Source organism: Amycolatopsis sp. NPDC004772 (genome assembly GCF_053601215.1).
On record NZ_JBSGBK010000075.1, the window covers coordinates 28,125 to 43,745 of the forward strand.

A 15,621-nucleotide genomic window follows, 5' to 3' on the forward strand; every position below is an offset into this window, starting at 1 on the left:
TGCTGGGCAACCATCGCCGGGCGCGGGGCGTCAGGTGATCATGAGATGTGCGCTGCTGGTGTCCGTCCTCGCCCTCCTGACCGCGTTCGCCTCGCCCGCGAGCGCGGAACCGGTGATCCCGTCCGGATTCCAACCGGCCTCGACGAGCTGGACCGGGCCGGACACCGGGTACGTCCTGGGGTACTCGCCGTGCGCGCAGGCGTGGTGCCCGGTGCTGCTGGGCACGAGCGACGCCGGGCGGCACTGGCGGCGGCTGGGCGCGCCGCCGATGTCGCTGCCGGACAACCACAACCACGTGGCGCTGCGGTTCTTCGGTGACCGCGTCGCGTATGTCGAAGACGGCGTCCACGTGCTCGCGACCCGCGACGGCGGGGCCAGCTGGCGGCCGGTCACCCTGGCCGGGGCGCGGGAGCCGTACTACCTCTCGAAGATCGCCGAAACCGGCGGCCGCGTCTTCGCCATGCTGACCAGCTACGGCGAGGGCCGCGGCTCGACCCGGTTGTACTCGGGGGCCGCCGGTTCGCCGGTGCTGGTCCCGGTGCCGGGGTTCGAGGTCACCGGCGGTCTCACCTACGGCGACCTGGCGATCGGCGGCGGCCTGCAGGTGGCGCTCGGCGCGGACTACGGCACCGAGCGGTACTGGACCTCCCGCGACGGCGCCCGGTTCACCCCGGCGGAGCCGCCGTGCCCGGACGGGCAGGTGGCCTCGCTCGCGGGTGTCCGCGAGCGCCGGGTGGTGGCGTTGTGCAGCGGCAGCCCGGGCTCGCCGCAGCCGGGTTCGATGGAGCGGCAGCTGCGCCACGCCCCGCAGCTGGGCGCGCGGTTCAGCGGGGACGACGCGGTGCCGTTCGCGGGCATCAACCAGGGCTTCGCGGCGGCCTCGCCGACGTCGGCGACGGTCGCGGCCATCGGCGGCGGGGTGGGGTTCCTGCACCACACGGCGGACGGCGGCCGGACGTGGACGACGCTGGAGCTGCCGGACCGGGGCTTCGCGTTGACCGATCTCGACTTCACCGGCGGCGGCACGGGAGTCGTCGTCGACGGGCAGCCGGACGCCTTCGGCGGGGCCGCGGTGTACCGGACCACGGATGGGGGACGCACGTGGCGGGAACTGCGTTTCCCGTAACGATCTCCGGGCCGGGTGGCCCCCCGATCGGGTCGTTGTCCCTGGCAGGCAAGGCCCTTGTGCCCGGTTCACTTGGTGCACCCCATGTCGTAATCTGAGCACTGTCCGTTGCCGGACACGGTGAGCGAAGCCCGGGCAGGGGTGCCGCCACCACGCGCAGAGTGGGAGAGCAGCCGATGACGCCTGGCGACCTGCGGTCCGGAACCGAGGGCGGTGCGGCCGCCCTCGATTTCAGCAAGGCGAGCCTGGCCCGGTTGTCCGACGCGCTCCTCGGCGGGCACGACCACTACGAAGTGGACCGCGAGGCCATGCGGCGGCTGCTGGCCATCGCGCCCGGCGCGCGGGCGATGGCGAAGGAACACCGGGACTGGCTGGTGCGCGCGGTGCGGTTCCTGGCCGGCAAACGCGGCATCGACCAGTTCCTCGACCTGGGTTCCGGCATGCCGACCGCGGAAAACACCCACGAGGTGGCGCAGCGGTACAACCCGGACGCGCAGGTGGTGTACGTCGACAACGACCCGGTCGTGCAGGTGCACGGCCGGGCGCTGCTCGAAGAGAACTACCTGACCCATGTGACCGGCGCCGACCTGACGCGGCCGGCCGAGACCCTCGCCGACGAGGTCGTCAAGGAGTACCTCGACTTCACCCGGCCGGTGGCGCTGATCCTCACCTCGATCGTGCACCACATCGACGACTACGACCGCGCGAAGTCGATCGTCGCGGAGTACGTGGCCGCGCTCGCGCCCGGGTCGTTCCTGCTGCTCACGCACAACTTCGACCCGGAAGAGGACTCCCCGCGCCAGGAGCTCGCGCGGCTGCTGGAGACCAGCTTCCAGGGCACCGGCCTGGGCAGCGTCTACCGCAACCGGGACCAGATCGCGGGCTTCTTCGAAGGCACCGAGCTGCTCCGGCCCGGGCTGGTCTACCTGCACGAATGGTGGCCGGACGGCCCGCGGCTGCACCCGCTGGGCGAACTCAACTTCCTGACGCTGGGCGGGGTCGCCCGCAAGCAGTGACCAATTCCCCCGTTCGGCGGACAAACGTGCCCGGTTCATGATTGTTTGTCCCTCGTACGTGTTCAGAGAGAACCGGGGGACAGACAAGTGAAGAAGAAGCTCGCAGCCGCCGCCGTCATGGGCGCGCTGGCGTCGACGGTCGTGTTCGCGCCGCCGGCCAGCGCGGGGGACAGCCAGATCCTGAAGTACCAGTGGAGCTACGGCGCGGCCTACGAGTACGAGTGCTACGCCGACGGCCAGTGGTACGTGCAGACCGGCGGGTTCGTCCGGTTCGAGTGCCGGCCCACGACCTGGTCGTGGGAACTGTGGGCCGTCGTGCGGTAACCGCCGTGGCCGGCCGCCTCGGGGACGTGTTCCCCGAGGCGGCCGCACGGGTCAGGCGGCGTTGAAGGTGTCGGGGTCCGGGCCGGTGCGCTCGCCGCGGTCCAGCGGGGTCAGCGACTCCATCTCCTCCTCCGTGAGGGTGAACCCGAACAGGTCGAAGTTCTCCTCGATGCGGGATGGCGTCACCGACTTCGGGATCACGACGTTGCCCAGCTGCAGGTGCCAGCGCAGCACGATCTGCGCGGGTGTCCGGCTGTGCTTCACCGCGAGTTCCGCGATCACCGGGTCGCCGAGCAGGCTGCCGCCCTTGGCGAGCGGGCTCCACGCCTCGGTCGCGATGCCGTGCTTCGCGTCGAACTCGCGGAGCTCGCGCTGCTGCAGGTACGGGTGCAGCTCGACCTGGTTGACCGCGGGAGCGACGTCGGCGGCGTCGAGCAGGCGCTGCAGGTGCGCCGGCTGGAAGTTGGAGACGCCGATCGCGCGGACCCGGCCGTCGGCGTGCAGCTTCTCGAACGCCTTCCAGGTGTCGAGGTACTTGTCGCGCGCCGGGGTCGGCCAGTGGATCAGGTAGAGGTCCAGCTGCTCCAGGCCGAGTTTGGTCATGCTCTCGTCGAACGCCTTGAGCGTCGAGTCGTAGCCCTGGGCCGAGTTCCACAGCTTGGTGGTGACGAACAGTTCGTCGCGGGCGAGGCCGGACTCGGCGATCGCCTGGCCGACACCCTTTTCGTTGCCGTAGACGGCCGCGGTGTCGATGCTGCGGTAGCCCGCGTCGAGGGCGGCCTTGACGGCGGTGGCGGTCTCGTCGTCCGGGACCTGGAACACGCCGTAGCCGAGCTGCGGCATCCGCACGCCGTTGGTGAGTTCGATGACGGGCACGCTGGTCACGAGGGGTCCTTTCGGTGGGTGGTTCATCGGGCGAGTACCCGTTCCCCGGCTGCGAAACTAGCCGGATTCCGGCGGTCGAGCAGTCCGGAGACGAGCGCCACGGCGAGGCCCGCCGCGGCGAGCCCGGCGCCGATCCAGTTGGGGGCGGTATAGCCGAGACCGGCGTCGATGGCCTGGCCGCCGAGCCACGCGCCACCGGCGTTGCCGAGGTTGAACGCGGCGATGTTCGCCGCCGACGCCAGTGCCGGGGCGCCCTCGGCCTTGGCCAGCACGCGGGCCTGCAGCGGCGGCACGGTGGCGAAGCCGGCCGCGCCGAACAGCGCGATCGTGATCGCCGCGGGCACCTTCGCGTGCGCGGTGAACACGAACGCGACCAGCACGAGCGCCAGGGCGGTGAGGATGACGTAGAGGCTGGGCATCAGCTTGCGGTCCGCGGCCCTGCCGCCGAGCAGGTTGCCGGCGAACAGGCCGGCGCCGAAGAGCACGAGCAGCCAGGTGACGGCGCCGCCGGAGAAGCCCGCGACCTCGGTCATCATCGGGGCGATGTAGGTGAAGGACGCGAACACCCCGGCGAAGCCGAGCGCGGTCATCACCAGCGCGAGCCACACCTGCGGGCGGCGGAACACGGCCAGCTCGCCGCGCAGGCCGGCGCCGGGCTCGGGTTCCTGGTGCGGCACCAGCGTCAGAATGCCGATCGCGCCGGCGACGCCGAGCGCGCTGACCACCCAGAACGTCGAGCGCCAGCCGAAGGCCTGGCCGAGCGCGGTGCCGGCGGGCACGCCGAGGACGTTCGCCACGGTCAGCCCGGTGAACATCAGCGCGATGGCGCCGGCCTGCTTGGCCGGGGCGACCAGCGATGCGGCGACGACCGAGCCGACGCCGAAGAACGCACCATGGCTCAGCGCGGCGACGACCCGGCCGGTCATCAGCAGGCCGTAACTCGGGGCGAGTGCGGAGAGCACGTTGCCGGCGATGAACAGGCCCATCAGGGCGACCAGCACGGTCTTGCGCGGCACGCGCGAGGCCAGCGCGGTGAGCAGGGGAGCACCGACGACGACGCCGAGCGCGTAGCCGGAGATGAGCAGGCCTGCGGACGGGATCGAGACGCCGAAATCGGCCGCGACCTCGGGCAGCAGGCCCATGATCACGAACTCGGTGGTGCCGATCCCGAAAGCGCTGATCGCCAGTGCGAGCAGAGCGGCGGGCATGGAACTTCCTTCTTCCCGGAGTAGACTGAGAGCGTTGGCAACTACAAGCGTCCGAGATAGTTGCACACGCGGGTTATTGCACAAGCTTGCGACTTGCCGGCCAGTCTGCGCAAGCCGGGAAGGGGTGAACCGTGTCACTGGACGACGACGCCGTCGAAGCACGCGCGCAGGGCTGGCGAACGCTGGCCGCGCTCCACGCGCGCATCGAGGACCGCCTGCAGCGCGCGCTCGAGCGCGACCACGAGCTGTCGGTGAGCGAGTACACGGTCTTGGACGTCCTGGCCCGCCAGGACGGCTTCCACCTGAGGATGAATCAGCTGGCGAACGCGGTGGTCCTCAGCCAGTCCGCAACGACGCGGCTGGTGGCCCGGCTCGAGGGGCGCGGGTTGCTGGCGCGGTACCTGTGCGCGGACGACCGCCGGGGGATCTACACGGAGGTGACGCCGGCGGGCCAGGCGCTGCTGACGGCGGCGCGTCCGACGCACGACGCGGCGCTGGCGGAGGCGCTCGGGGAGGCGGAGACACGGCCGGAGCTGGCTCCGCTGGTGGGGGCGCTCGGCGCGTTGAGTTTCCGCGGGGCCGCCTCGGCCTGACGGGGCTCGCCCGTGATGGGCGTTGCGGCGGTGGCGCGCGCCCGACGCACGCCACGCGCTGGAAGGCGCTCGGTCTCTGCGAGACGTGCTTCCGCCTGGCGGTGATCTCGAATGGCGTAACCGCTGTAGCGGAACTGATAAGGCTCGCCCGCGGTGAGCCTGGTCGGCGGCACTCTGTCCGTCATGTTGTCCGCGGACTCGGGTCGGTACGGGGTTGCGGCGGTGGCACGCGCTAGACGCACGCTACGCGCTGGAAGGCGCTCGGTTTCTGCGAGACGTGCTTCCGCCTGGCGGTGATCTCGAATGGCGTAACGCTGTAGCGGAACTGATAAGGCTCGCCCGCGGCGAGCCCGAGTGGCGGTGCTCGCCCGACGGGCGGTATCGCGCTGAAAGGCGCCCGGTTCTGCGAGTCCTGCTTCCGCCTGGCGGTGATCTCGAATGGCCTAACCGCTGCGGCGGAACCGATCCGGCTCACCCGCAATTCGCCCGGATGGGGGCGCTCTGTCCGCCATGTTGTCCGTGCGGCGCGGCCGGTATGGGCGTTTCTGCCGGTATCGTGCAAATGGGGGCTGACGGCGTCGAGCCGTGAAGTTCTTGTCGCTCAAGGAAACCCAGTACCGCCGCGCCGGCCGGGGACATGGCCGGCGCGTGATCTCGCTGTGGACCCGCGCCAGGACCGGTGCGGGCTGGACCGGGAACTGGAGGAACCATGGGGAAGCTCGGTGTCTGGCTGATCGGGGCCCGCGGCTCGGTGGCCACCACCGCCGTCGCCGGGGCCGCCGCGCTGCGGGCGGGGCTCGCGTCGCGCGCCGGCTGCGTGACCGACCTGCCGGACTTCGCCGGGGCCGCGCTACCCGGCCTGGGGGACCTCGTCTTCGGGGGCCACGACGTGGTGGACACGCCGCTGCTCAAACGGTCCGAACACCTGGCCTCCGCCGGGGTGCTGCCGGCCGCTCTGCCCGGTGCCGTCGCCGCCGAGCTCGACGTGGCCGAGGCCCGGCTGCGGCCCGCGCCGTCCGGGGGCGGGCGCGACGCGGTCGAGCAGGTGGTCGCCGACCTGACCGAGTTCCGCCGGGGGCTGGACCACGTCGTCGTCCTCAACGTCGCCTCCACTGAACCGCCGTGTCCACCGCAGCCCGCGCACGCTTCCCTGGCCGCCCTCGAGACCGAGCTCGACACGCTGCCGCCGAGTGCGCTCTACGCCTACGCCGCCTTCCGCGCGGGTTGTGGCTTTGTCGACTTCACCCCGTCCACCGGTGCGCGGCTGCCGGCCCTCGACGAACTCGCCCGCGCCACCGGGCAGCCGTACGCGGGCCGGGACGGCAAGACCGGTGAGACGCTGCTGCGGTCCGTCCTCGCGCCGATGTTCGCGCAGCGCGGGCTGAACGTCCTCGCCTGGTCGGGCACGAACCTGCTCGGCGGCGGGGACGGCGCCACGCTGGCCGACCCCGCGGCCGCGGCGAGCAAGAACGCGTCCAAACAGCAGGTGCTGGCGCAGAACCTCGGGCACCCGGTCGACGGCGAGGTGCACATCGACTACGTCCCGGCCCTCGGCGACTGGAAGACCGCCTGGGACCACGTGCTGTTCGAAGGCTTCCTCGGCGCGCGCATGACGCTGCAATTGACCTGGCAAGGCTGCGACTCGGCGCTCGCCGCGCCGCTGGTGCTCGACCTCGCCCGGCTGACCGGCAAGGCGTGCCGTGACGGCGTGGCCGGGCCGGTCACCGAGTTCGGCTTCTTCTTCAAGGATCCCGTCGGCGACGGCCCGCACGACCTGGCGTCGCAGTACGCCGCCCTGCGCGACTGGGCGCACCGGTGAAGGCGCTGGTCGAGCTCGTCCGCGCACCCGCCGCGCTGACCGTTCCCGGGGACGCCGTCGCCGGGGCCGCCGCGGCGGGCTGGCCGTTCGGCCGCCGCACGCTCGCCCTGACCGGTGCTTCGGTCTGCCTCTACTGGGCGGGCATGGCGCTCAACGACTACGCCGACCGCGATCTCGACGCCGTCGAACGGCCCGAGCGGCCGATCCCGTCGGGCCGGGTCGCGCCGGGGACCGCGCTGGGCGTCGCCACCGGGCTGACCGCGGGCGGGCTGGCCATCGCCGCGGCCGCCGGGGGACGGCGGGCCCTGCGGGTCGCCCTGCCGCTGGCCGCGACCGTGTGGGCCTACGACTTCGCGCTCAAGAACACCGTGCTGGGCCCGGCCGCGATGGCCGCCGCCCGCACCCTCGACGTCCTGCTCGGCGCGGGCGGGAGCAGACCCGCGCTGCCCGCGGCGTTGACCGTCGGCGCGCACACCTACGCCGTGACAACGCTGTCACGGTCCGAAGTGGACGGTGCCGGGCCCGCGCTGCCCGCGGCCACCCTGGTCGCGACGGCCGGCGTGGGGGTCGCCGCCGGCCGGGGTGGCCTGCTGTCCTCGGCGCTGCTCGGGACGTACGCCGTGACCACCGGCGGCGCGCAGTACGACGCCGTCCGCGACCCGGCCGGGCGCAAGATCCGGCGGGCGGTCGGGGCCGGTATCCACGGCATGATCCCGCTGCAGGCCGGGTTGATCGCCCGCGCCGGCGCGTGGCGGTCGGCGCTCGCCGTGGCCGCCGCGTTCCCGGTCGCGCGGGTGCTGGGCCGGAAGGTGTCGCCGACATGAGGTTCGGGTACGGCACCAACGGCTTCGCCAACCACCGCCTCCCCGACGCCCTGCGCGTGCTGGCCGACCTCGGGTACGACGGCGTCGCGCTCACCCTCGACCACCAGCACCTGGACCCGTTCGGGCCGGACCTCGCCCGCCGGGTCGCCGACGTCGCCGCCGACCTGGACCGGCTCGGCCTCGCCGTCGTCATCGAGACCGGCGCGCGGTTCCTGCTGGACCCCTGGCGCAAGCACTCGCCGACGTTCCTCGACCCCGACCGCGCGCGCCGCGTCGAGTTCCTGACGCGGGCGGTGAAGATCGCCGCGGACCTCGGTGCCGACGCGGTCTCCTTCTGGAGCGGCAACAAACCGGCGGACCTCGAACGCGAGCAGGCCTGGGCGTACCTGGTCGACGGGTGCGCCGAGGTGCTGAAGGCCGCCGACGAGCACGACGTCCGGCTCGGCTTCGAACCCGAGCCCGGCATGCTCGTCGAGGATCTCGACGGGTACTTCGAGCTGTCGGCAAGGCTCGGCGACCCGGACCGGTTCGGGCTGACGCTGGACATCGGGCACTGCCGGTGCACCGAGTCCGCGTCCGTGCCCGACTGCGTCCGCCGGGCGCTGCCGCGGCTGGTGAACGTCCAGATCGACGACATGCGCCGCGGCACGCACGAGCACCTGGAGTTCGGGCGCGGCGAGATCGACTTCCCGCCGGTCCTGGCCGCCCTCGAGCCGTACTCCGGCCTCGTCGCCGTCGAACTGCCGCGGGACAGCCACGCGGCCCCGAGGATCGCCCGCGAGTCCCTGGAGTTCCTGCGGAAGGCGGTGACCGCGTGAACGCCTGGCTGGAAAAGGCGCTTTCCGACGTCGCCGCCGACGCGAAGGCGTTGCAGACGGTGTTCCCCGCCGTCGGGCGCCGGGTCGGCCGGACGGCGGCGGACACGGCCCGGGTGGAGCTGCTCAAGGCGGCACCCGGCGCCGCCGCGCAGATGCCCGAGCTCTACCGATACGGCGACGCGGCCGAAAAGCGCGCGGTCCTCGATGGACTGTCCGTTGTGGACACGGGAGACGCCGGGATCGAGCTGGTCGCGGACGCGCTGCGCACCAACGACACCCGCCTGGTGGCCGCGGCGATGGGCGAGTACGCCGCCACCCACCTCGGCGACGCCGCCTACCGCCACGGCGTCCTCAAGTGCGTCTTCATGGGCATCCCCCTGGCCGCCGTGGCCGGCCTGGAGCGCCGGACCGACGAAGAACTGCTCCGCATGCTGCGGGCCTTCGCCGCCGAACGCACCGCGGCCGGCCGCGAAGTCCCCGCCGATCTCCGCACCCTGCTGAACGAACAGGACGGCTGATGCGCATCTTCGACCCCCACATCCACATGAGCTCGCGGACCACCGACGACTACGCGGCCATGCACGCCGCCGGCGTCCGGGCGCTGGTCGAACCGGCGTTCTGGCTGGGCCAGCCGCGCACCGGCGTCGGCAGCTTCACCGACTACTTCGACGCCCTGGTCGGCTGGGAGCCGTTCCGCGCGAGCCAGTTCGGCATCGCCCACCACTGCACGATCGCGCTCAACCCCAAGGAGGCCAACGACCCGCGCTGCGTCCCGGTGCTCGAACTCCTGCCGCGGTACCTGGAGAAGGACGGCGTGGTCGCGGTCGGCGAGATCGGCTACGACTCGATGACCGCGGAGGAGGACAAGGCGTTCGCCGCGCAGCTCGCCCTGGCGATCGCCCACGACCTGCCGGCCCTGGTCCACACCCCGCACCGCGACAAGGCGGCCGGGACCGAGCGGAGCATCGCCGTCGTCCGCGAGTCGGGGATCGCGCCGGAGCGCGTGGTGCTCGACCACCTCAACGAGCTGACCGTGGCGATGGCCAAGGACTCCGGCTGCTGGCTGGGCTTCTCCATCTACCCGGACACGAAGATGGACGAGGATCGGATGGTCGCGATCCTGCAGGAGTACGGCACCGAGCGCGTGCTGGTGAACTCGGCCGCCGACTGGGGCAAGAGCGACCCGCTCAAGACCCGCAAAACCGGCGACGCGATGCTGGCCGCCGGGTTCACCGAGGACGACGTCGACCGGGTGCTGTGGCGCAACCCCGTCGAGTTCTACGGCCAGAGCGGGCGGCTGTCGCTGGACGAAGTGCCTCCGGAAGCCGAGTTCGCGGGCAACTCGATCCTGCGGGGGGCGCGCAAGTGAGGTTCCGCCACCGGGACGGCACGCTGGTCCACCTCGCCTACTGCACCAACGTCCACCAGGCCGAAGACCTCGACGGCGTGCTCGCCCAGCTGGCCCGCTTCGGCGAGCCGGTCCGCGAGCGCCTGGGTGTGGCCCGGCTCGGGCTCGGCCTGTGGCTGGCCCGGCCGGTGGCCACCGAGCTGGCCGCCGACCCGGGCGCGGTGGCCCGCCTGCGACGCGAGCTGGCGGCGCGCGGCCTGGAGGTCGTCACCTTCAACGGGTTCCCCTACCAGGGCTTCCACGACCCGGTCGTCAAGCACAAGGTGTACCGCCCGGACTGGTCGACGCCCGAGCGGACCCGGTACACCCTGGACCTCGCGCGGCTGCTCGGCGAGCTGATGCCGGACGACGCCGTGCGCGGTAGCGTGTCGACCCTGCCGCTCGGCTGGCGCACGGAGTGGCGGGGCGACGACGGGCAGCTCGATGCCCTCGCCAAGGGGCTCGCCGCGCAGGACCGGCCGGTGCGGGTGGCGTTCGAGCCGGAACCCGGCTGCATCATCGAGACGACCGCGCAGGCCGCGTCACTGCTGTCCGAAGTGGACAAGGACCGGCTCGGCGTCTGCCTCGACACCTGCCACCTCGCGGTCGGTTTCGAAGACCCGGCCGCCGCTCTGGGACGGCTGGAGGCGGCCGGGCTGGACGTCGTCAAGCTGCAGGCGTCGGCCGCGCTGGAGGCTCCGGATCCGGCCGATCCCGTCACGCGGACGGCGTTGGCCTCGTTCGTGGAGCCCCGGTTCCTGCACCAGAGCACCGAAGGAGCGCCACCCGGAGCCGACGACCTCGACCTCGCGCTGGCCGGCGCGCTACCCGGAAAGCGGCCGTGGCGGGTGCACTTCCACGTTCCGCTGCACGCCGACCCGGCGCCGCCGCTGACGTCCACCCGGCCGATGCTGGCGGCCACCCTGGCCGAGCTGTTCGGCGGCGCGGCCGCGCGCACCGACCACGTCGAAGCCGAGACCTACACCTGGCAGGTGCTCCCGGACGCACCCGCCGACGACGCCGGGCTGGTCGCGGGCATCGCGGCCGAGCTGGACTGGACCCGGCGGGAACTGACCACCCTGGGCCTGGAAGAGGTGTCCGCATGAGTTTGCTCGTCCTCGACGTCGTCGGGCTCACCCCGCGGCTGCTCCCGCACATGCCGAACCTGCGCAAGGCGGCCGAGCCGGGCTTCACCGCGCAGCTGGACACGGTGTTCCCGGCGGTCACCTGCCCGGTGCAGTCGACGTTCCTCACCGGGCGCACCCCGGCCGGGCACGGGATCGTCGGCAACGGCTGGTACTTCCGCGAACTCGGCGAGGTGTTCCTGTGGCGCCAGCACAACAAGCTGGTGCAGGGGGACAAGCTCTGGGACGCGGCCCGCCGCGCGCAGCCCGGCCACCGGGTCGCGAACGTCTGCTGGTGGTACGCGATGGGCGCGGCCACCGACCTCACGGTGACCCCGCGGCCGATCTACCACGCCGACGGCAAGAAGTCCCCGGACTGCTACACGCACCCGCCGCAGCTGCACGACCGCCTGGTCGGAACCCTCGGCGAGTTCCCGCTCTTCACCTACTGGGGCCCGACGGCGTCGATCACGTCGTCGCGGTGGATCATCGCCGCGGCGCAGAAGATCGTGGCCGAGGACAAGCCGGACACCACGCTCGTCTACCTCCCGCACCTCGACTACGACCTGCAGCGCTTCGGCCCCGACGCACCCGAGGCCGCGGCGGCGGCCCGGGAGCTCGACACGGCCCTGCAGCCGCTGCTCGACCAAGCGGCCGCGGGCGGGCACACCGTCGTCGCGCTGTCGGAATACGGCATCACGAACGCGAGCCGGCCGGTCGACGTCAACCGGGCGCTGCGGCGCGAAGGCCTGCTCTCCGTGTACGTCCAGGCGGGCATGGAGTACCTGGACCCGTGGACGTCCCGGGCGTTCGCGGTCGCCGACCACCAGGTCGCGCACGTCTACGTCACCGATCCGGCGGACCTCGCGCGGGTGCGGGACATCGTCGCCGGGCTGTCCGGGGTGGACGTCGTACTGGACCGGGAAGGCCAGGCCGGGTTCGGCGTCGACCACGAACGCGCGGGCGAGCTGGTCGCGATCGCCGAGCCGGACGCGTGGTTCACCTACTACTACTGGCTCAGCGACGACCGCGCGCCGGACTTCGCGAAGACCGTCGAGATCCACCGCAAGCCCGGCTACGACCCGGCCGAGCTGTTCTTCGACCCGCGCGACCCGAAGGTCAAGCTGAAGGCGGCGGCCGCGCTGGCCCGCAAGAAGCTGGGCCTGCGGTACTCGATGCAGGTCGTGCCGCTCGATCCGGCTCCGGTGCGCGGCAGCCACGGGCGGCTGCCCGACGCGCCCGAGGACGGGCCCGTGCTGCTGTGCTCGGACCCGGCGTTCGCCCGCGAGAAGATCCACGCCACCGAGGTCAAGGACCTCCTGCTGGCCGCCGCCGTTCCCGCCGAGTGAAGAGGTTCCCTGTGCAGGTGCTGGTGTTCTCCAAGACGATGACGTATCGCCACGACTCGATCCCGGCCGGGATCCGGGCGATCCGGGACCTGGGCTCGGCGCACGGCTTCGACGTCACGGCGACCGAGGACGCGTTCACCCCGGCCGCGCACGACGTGGTGGTGTTCCTCTCGACCAGCGGGGAAGTCCTGGACGCGGCGCAGCGGACCGTGTTCGAGTCCTATGTAGAGGGCGGGGGCGGATACGTCGGTGTCCACGCGGCGGCCGACACGGGTTACGACTGGCCCTGGTACGGGGAGCTGGTGGGCGCCTGGTTCGAGACGCACCCGGAGATCCAGCAGGCCCGGTTCGTCACCGAAGACGGCACCCACCCGGCGACCGCCCACCTGCCGCCGGTGTGGACCCGGACCGACGAGCTGTACGACTTCCGCACCAACCCGCGTGGCCGGGTGCACGTCCTGCAGACGCTGGACGAGTCCAGCTACACCGGTGGCGGGATGGGCGCGGACCACCCGATCACCTGGTGTCACCCGCAGGGGCGGGGCCGGGCGTTCTACACCGGACTCGGCCACACGAGCGAGTCGTACGCCGATCCGGCGTTCCGCGCCCTCCTGCTGGGCGCGATCCGCTACGCCGCGGGAGTGCTTCCCGCGGCGTAGCGGCCGGTCAGCGCACGCCGAGCAGGTGCTCCAGGGCGAGCTGGTTGAGCCGGGTGAAGTGGTAGCCGCGCGCGGCCGCCGCGTCGAGGTCGAACTCGTCGTTCAGGACGTCGTCGAACGTCTCGCCCGGGGCGAGCGTCGGCGTCGAGAGGTCCGGGACCCGCGACGCGGCGAGGGCCTCGACGACCTCCGGGTCGGCCCGGAACGCCGCCGACTTCTCCTTGAGGATCAGGTACGTCCGCATGTTCGCGGCCGCGGACACCCAGACGTCCGCGGCGTCCTCGGTGCGCAGCGGCTTGTAGTCGAAGTGCCGCGGGCCCTCGTAGCCGCCGTTCTCCAGCAGGTCGACCAGGAAGAACGCGCTCTTCAGGTCGCCGTGGCCGAAGATCAGGTCCTGGTCGTACTTCGGGCCGTGCTGGCCGTTGAGGTCGATGTGGAACAGCTTGCCCTGCCACAGCGCCTGCGAGATGCCGTGCACGAAGTTCAGCCCGGCCATCTGCTCGTGGCCGACCTCCGGGTTGAGCCCGAACAGCTCCGGCCGCGCGAGCTGCGAGATGAAGCCCAGCGCGTGCCCGATCGTCGGCAGCAGGATGTCACCGCGCGGCTCGTTCGGCTTGGGCTCCAGGGCGAACCGCAGGTTGTAGCCCCTTTCGACGACGTAGTCGGCGAGCAGGTCGAGGCCTTCCTTGTAGCGGTCCAGCGCCGCGCGGACGTCCTTCGCCGCGTCGGACTCGGCGCCTTCGCGGCCGCCCCAGACGACGTAGGTCTCGGCGCCCAGCTCGGCCGCCAGGTCGAGGTTGCGGCGCACCTTCCGCAGCGCGTACCGGCGGACGTCCCGGTCGTTGCTGGTCAGGCCGCCGTCCTTGAACACCGGGTGGGTGAACAGGTTCGTGGTGGCCATCGGGACCTTGAGGCCGGTCTCGGCGAGCGCCTTGCGGAAGCGCTCGATCGCCTTGTCGCGGTCCGGCTCGGTGGCCAGCAGGTCGTCGTCGTGGAAGGTCACGCCGTAGGCGCCCAGCTCGGCGAGCCGGTGCACGCTCTCGACCGGGTCCAGCGGCGCCCGCGTCGCGACGCCGAACGGGTCGTTGGCGGGCCAGCCCACGGTCCAGAGGCCGAAGGTGAACTTGTCGGCCGGCTGGGGAGCGTAGTCGCTCATGACTGTCCCTTCATTTAGTTCACGTTGTAGACTAAATATGCGCCGCGGGGGTCCCCGGCGTCAAGAGGCCGGGGTTACAGTGCTTCGCGGGAGGACACGATGACGCAGGCCGTGCGGCACGAGGAGATGCGCGCCCGCAACCTCGAGGTCGTGCTCGGCGCGGTCGGCCGCGGGGGCCCGCTCACCCGGGCCGCGCTCGCCGAGGTCACCGGCCTGACCAAGTCGACCGTCTCGAAGCTGGTCGGCGACCTGGTGGAGGCCGGCCTGCTCGCCGAGACGGGCCCCGCGCGGGCGGGCGAACGCGGCCGGCCCGGCGTCGAGGTCGTGCTGAGCGGGGCGCGGGTGGCGTCGCTGGGGCTGGAGATCAACGTCGACTACCTCGCGGTGCGCGTGCTCGACCTGACCGGCGCGGTCCGGGTCGCCGTCCGCCGCGATCGCGACAACCGTGGCGCACGGCCCAAGAAGGTGCTGGGAGAGCTGCAGGAGCTGGCTTCGGAGGCCCTCGCCGAGGCACACCGGCTGGGGCTGGAGGCGGCGGGCGCGGTGCTGGCGGTGTCCGGCCCGGTCGGCGACGGCGTGCTGTTCAGCGCGCCCAACCTCGGCTGGCAGGACGTCCGCCCGGCCGACCTGCTGCGCCTGCCGATCCCGGTCGAGCTCGACAACGAGGCGAACCTCGCGGCGCTGGGCGAGCTCTGGTACGGCGACGGCGAACGCGACTTCCTCTACGTGTCCGGGGAAATCGGCATCGGCGCGGGCTTGGTGGTCGGCGGCACGCTGTATTCGGGCGCGACGGGCCTGGCCGGCGAGCTGGGGCACGTGGTGGTCGCCCCGGAGGGAGCGCCGTGCCGGTGTGGCGGCAGTGGCTGCCTGGAGACCTACGCCGGGCAGGAAGCCTTGCTGGCGGCGGGGAAGGCGGCCTCGGTCCCGGCGTTGCTGGCCGCTCTCGAGCGCGGCGACGAGACGGCGCTGGCGGCGTGCGCGGCGGCCGGGCGAGCGCTCGGCATCGCCTTGACTTCGGCGGTGAACCTGCTGGACCTTGACCGCATCGTGCTGGGCGGGGTGTTCACGCAGCTGTACCCGTGGTTGTCCGGGCCGGTGTCGGAGGTCCTGGCCAAGCGCCTCGGCGGCCTGCGCGGCACGCCCCCGTACCTGACCGCCTCCCGCCTCGGCGGCGACGCGGCCACGCTCGGCGCGGCCGGCCGCGTCATCCACCGCGTCCTGGCGGATCCGGCGCCGTTCGTCACCCGGGCACAACAAGCCTAGAAGCGCCCCAATGTGGCGTTGGGTGCGCTGGACGCACCCAATGTGGCGTTCGGTGGGGTGTGATCAACAC

Annotated in this window: 16 protein-coding genes; 13 read left to right on the plus strand and 3 right to left on the minus strand. The window is 72.5% G+C overall.

Annotated features, from left to right (window positions below; translation table 11 throughout):
• The first annotated feature begins 40 nt into the window (after window positions 1–40).
• The 3 genes from ACWEF6_RS32925 (at window position 41) to ACWEF6_RS32935 (ending at window position 2,466) form a co-directional block, all read left to right on the plus strand.
• Window positions 41–1,126 carry a hypothetical protein gene (locus ACWEF6_RS32925; protein WP_449686515.1) on the plus strand — a complete coding sequence of 362 codons (1,086 nt, stop codon included), beginning with the start codon at window positions 41–43 and terminating at the stop codon, window positions 1,124–1,126.
• A gap of 176 nt (window positions 1,127–1,302) precedes the next feature.
• Entirely contained in the window at window positions 1,303–2,142 is an 840-nt protein-coding gene (locus ACWEF6_RS32930) for an SAM-dependent methyltransferase (RefSeq protein ID WP_310972204.1), read from the plus strand.
• Window positions 2,143–2,229: 87 nt separating this feature from the next.
• Entirely contained in the window at window positions 2,230–2,466 is a 237-nt protein-coding gene (locus ACWEF6_RS32935) for a hypothetical protein (RefSeq protein ID WP_449686500.1), read from the plus strand.
• Between the two features lie 51 nt (window positions 2,467–2,517).
• On the opposite strand, the gene ACWEF6_RS32940 is transcribed toward ACWEF6_RS32935, so the two are convergent.
• Both ACWEF6_RS32940 and ACWEF6_RS32945 read right to left on the minus strand, forming a co-directional pair.
• Entirely contained in the window at window positions 2,518–3,351 is an 834-nt protein-coding gene (locus tag ACWEF6_RS32940) for an aldo/keto reductase (RefSeq protein ID WP_449686501.1), read from the minus strand.
• Window positions 3,352–3,374: 23 nt separating this feature from the next.
• Window positions 3,375–4,559 carry an MFS transporter gene (locus ACWEF6_RS32945; RefSeq protein WP_449686502.1) on the minus strand — a complete coding sequence of 395 codons (1,185 nt, stop codon included), beginning with the start codon at window positions 4,557–4,559 and terminating at the stop codon, window positions 3,375–3,377.
• 131 nt (window positions 4,560–4,690) lie between these two features.
• Between ACWEF6_RS32945 and ACWEF6_RS32950 the strand changes: the two genes are divergently transcribed.
• The 9 genes from ACWEF6_RS32950 to ACWEF6_RS32990 all read left to right on the plus strand — a co-directional run bounded on the left by ACWEF6_RS32950 (window position 4,691) and on the right by ACWEF6_RS32990 (window position 13,132).
• The gene (locus tag ACWEF6_RS32950) at window positions 4,691–5,152 is read left to right on the plus strand and encodes a MarR family winged helix-turn-helix transcriptional regulator (RefSeq protein ID WP_449686503.1); all 462 of its coding nucleotides are present in this window, start codon (window positions 4,691–4,693) and stop codon (window positions 5,150–5,152) included.
• Between the two features lie 709 nt (window positions 5,153–5,861).
• Window positions 5,862–6,971 carry an inositol-3-phosphate synthase gene (locus ACWEF6_RS32955; protein ID WP_449686504.1) on the plus strand — a complete coding sequence of 370 codons (1,110 nt, stop codon included), beginning with the start codon at window positions 5,862–5,864 and terminating at the stop codon, window positions 6,969–6,971.
• Entirely contained in the window at window positions 6,968–7,795 is an 828-nt protein-coding gene (locus ACWEF6_RS32960; protein ID WP_449686505.1) for an SCO3242 family prenyltransferase, read from the plus strand. The genes ACWEF6_RS32955 and ACWEF6_RS32960 overlap by 4 nt, the downstream gene beginning before the upstream one ends.
• Window positions 7,792–8,613 (plus strand): sugar phosphate isomerase/epimerase family protein, encoded by an 822-nt coding sequence (locus ACWEF6_RS32965; RefSeq protein WP_449686506.1) that lies wholly within the window; start codon window positions 7,792–7,794, stop codon window positions 8,611–8,613. The genes ACWEF6_RS32960 and ACWEF6_RS32965 overlap by 4 nt, the downstream gene beginning before the upstream one ends.
• Window positions 8,610–9,131, plus strand: coding sequence for an EboA domain-containing protein (locus ACWEF6_RS32970; RefSeq protein WP_449686507.1), 522 nt, complete (start codon window positions 8,610–8,612; stop codon window positions 9,129–9,131). The genes ACWEF6_RS32965 and ACWEF6_RS32970 overlap by 4 nt, the downstream gene beginning before the upstream one ends.
• Entirely contained in the window at window positions 9,131–9,982 is an 852-nt protein-coding gene (locus ACWEF6_RS32975) for a TatD family hydrolase (protein ID WP_449686508.1), read from the plus strand. Before ACWEF6_RS32970 ends, ACWEF6_RS32975 begins: the two co-directional genes overlap by 1 nt.
• Window positions 9,979–11,106 (plus strand): metabolite traffic protein EboE, encoded by a 1,128-nt coding sequence (eboE, locus tag ACWEF6_RS32980; protein ID WP_449686509.1) that lies wholly within the window; start codon window positions 9,979–9,981, stop codon window positions 11,104–11,106. Before ACWEF6_RS32975 ends, eboE begins: the two co-directional genes overlap by 4 nt.
• On the plus strand, window positions 11,103–12,473 hold the full coding sequence (locus tag ACWEF6_RS32985) for an alkaline phosphatase family protein (RefSeq protein ID WP_449686510.1): 1,371 nt from the start codon (window positions 11,103–11,105) through the stop codon (window positions 12,471–12,473). Before eboE ends, ACWEF6_RS32985 begins: the two co-directional genes overlap by 4 nt.
• Window positions 12,474–12,484: 11 nt before the next feature.
• On the plus strand, window positions 12,485–13,132 hold the full coding sequence (locus ACWEF6_RS32990) for a ThuA domain-containing protein (RefSeq protein WP_449686511.1): 648 nt from the start codon (window positions 12,485–12,487) through the stop codon (window positions 13,130–13,132).
• A 7-nt stretch (window positions 13,133–13,139) separates the two neighbouring features.
• On the opposite strand, the gene xylA is transcribed toward ACWEF6_RS32990, so the two are convergent.
• Window positions 13,140–14,288 (minus strand): xylose isomerase, encoded by a 1,149-nt coding sequence (gene xylA, locus ACWEF6_RS32995; protein WP_449686512.1) that lies wholly within the window; start codon window positions 14,286–14,288, stop codon window positions 13,140–13,142.
• A gap of 99 nt (window positions 14,289–14,387) precedes the next feature.
• Between xylA and ACWEF6_RS33000 the strand changes: the two genes are divergently transcribed.
• Window positions 14,388–15,551: an ROK family transcriptional regulator gene (locus ACWEF6_RS33000; protein ID WP_449686513.1), complete on the plus strand. Its 1,164-nt coding sequence runs from the start codon at window positions 14,388–14,390 to the stop codon at window positions 15,549–15,551.
• The last annotated feature ends 70 nt before the right edge of the window (window positions 15,552–15,621 follow it).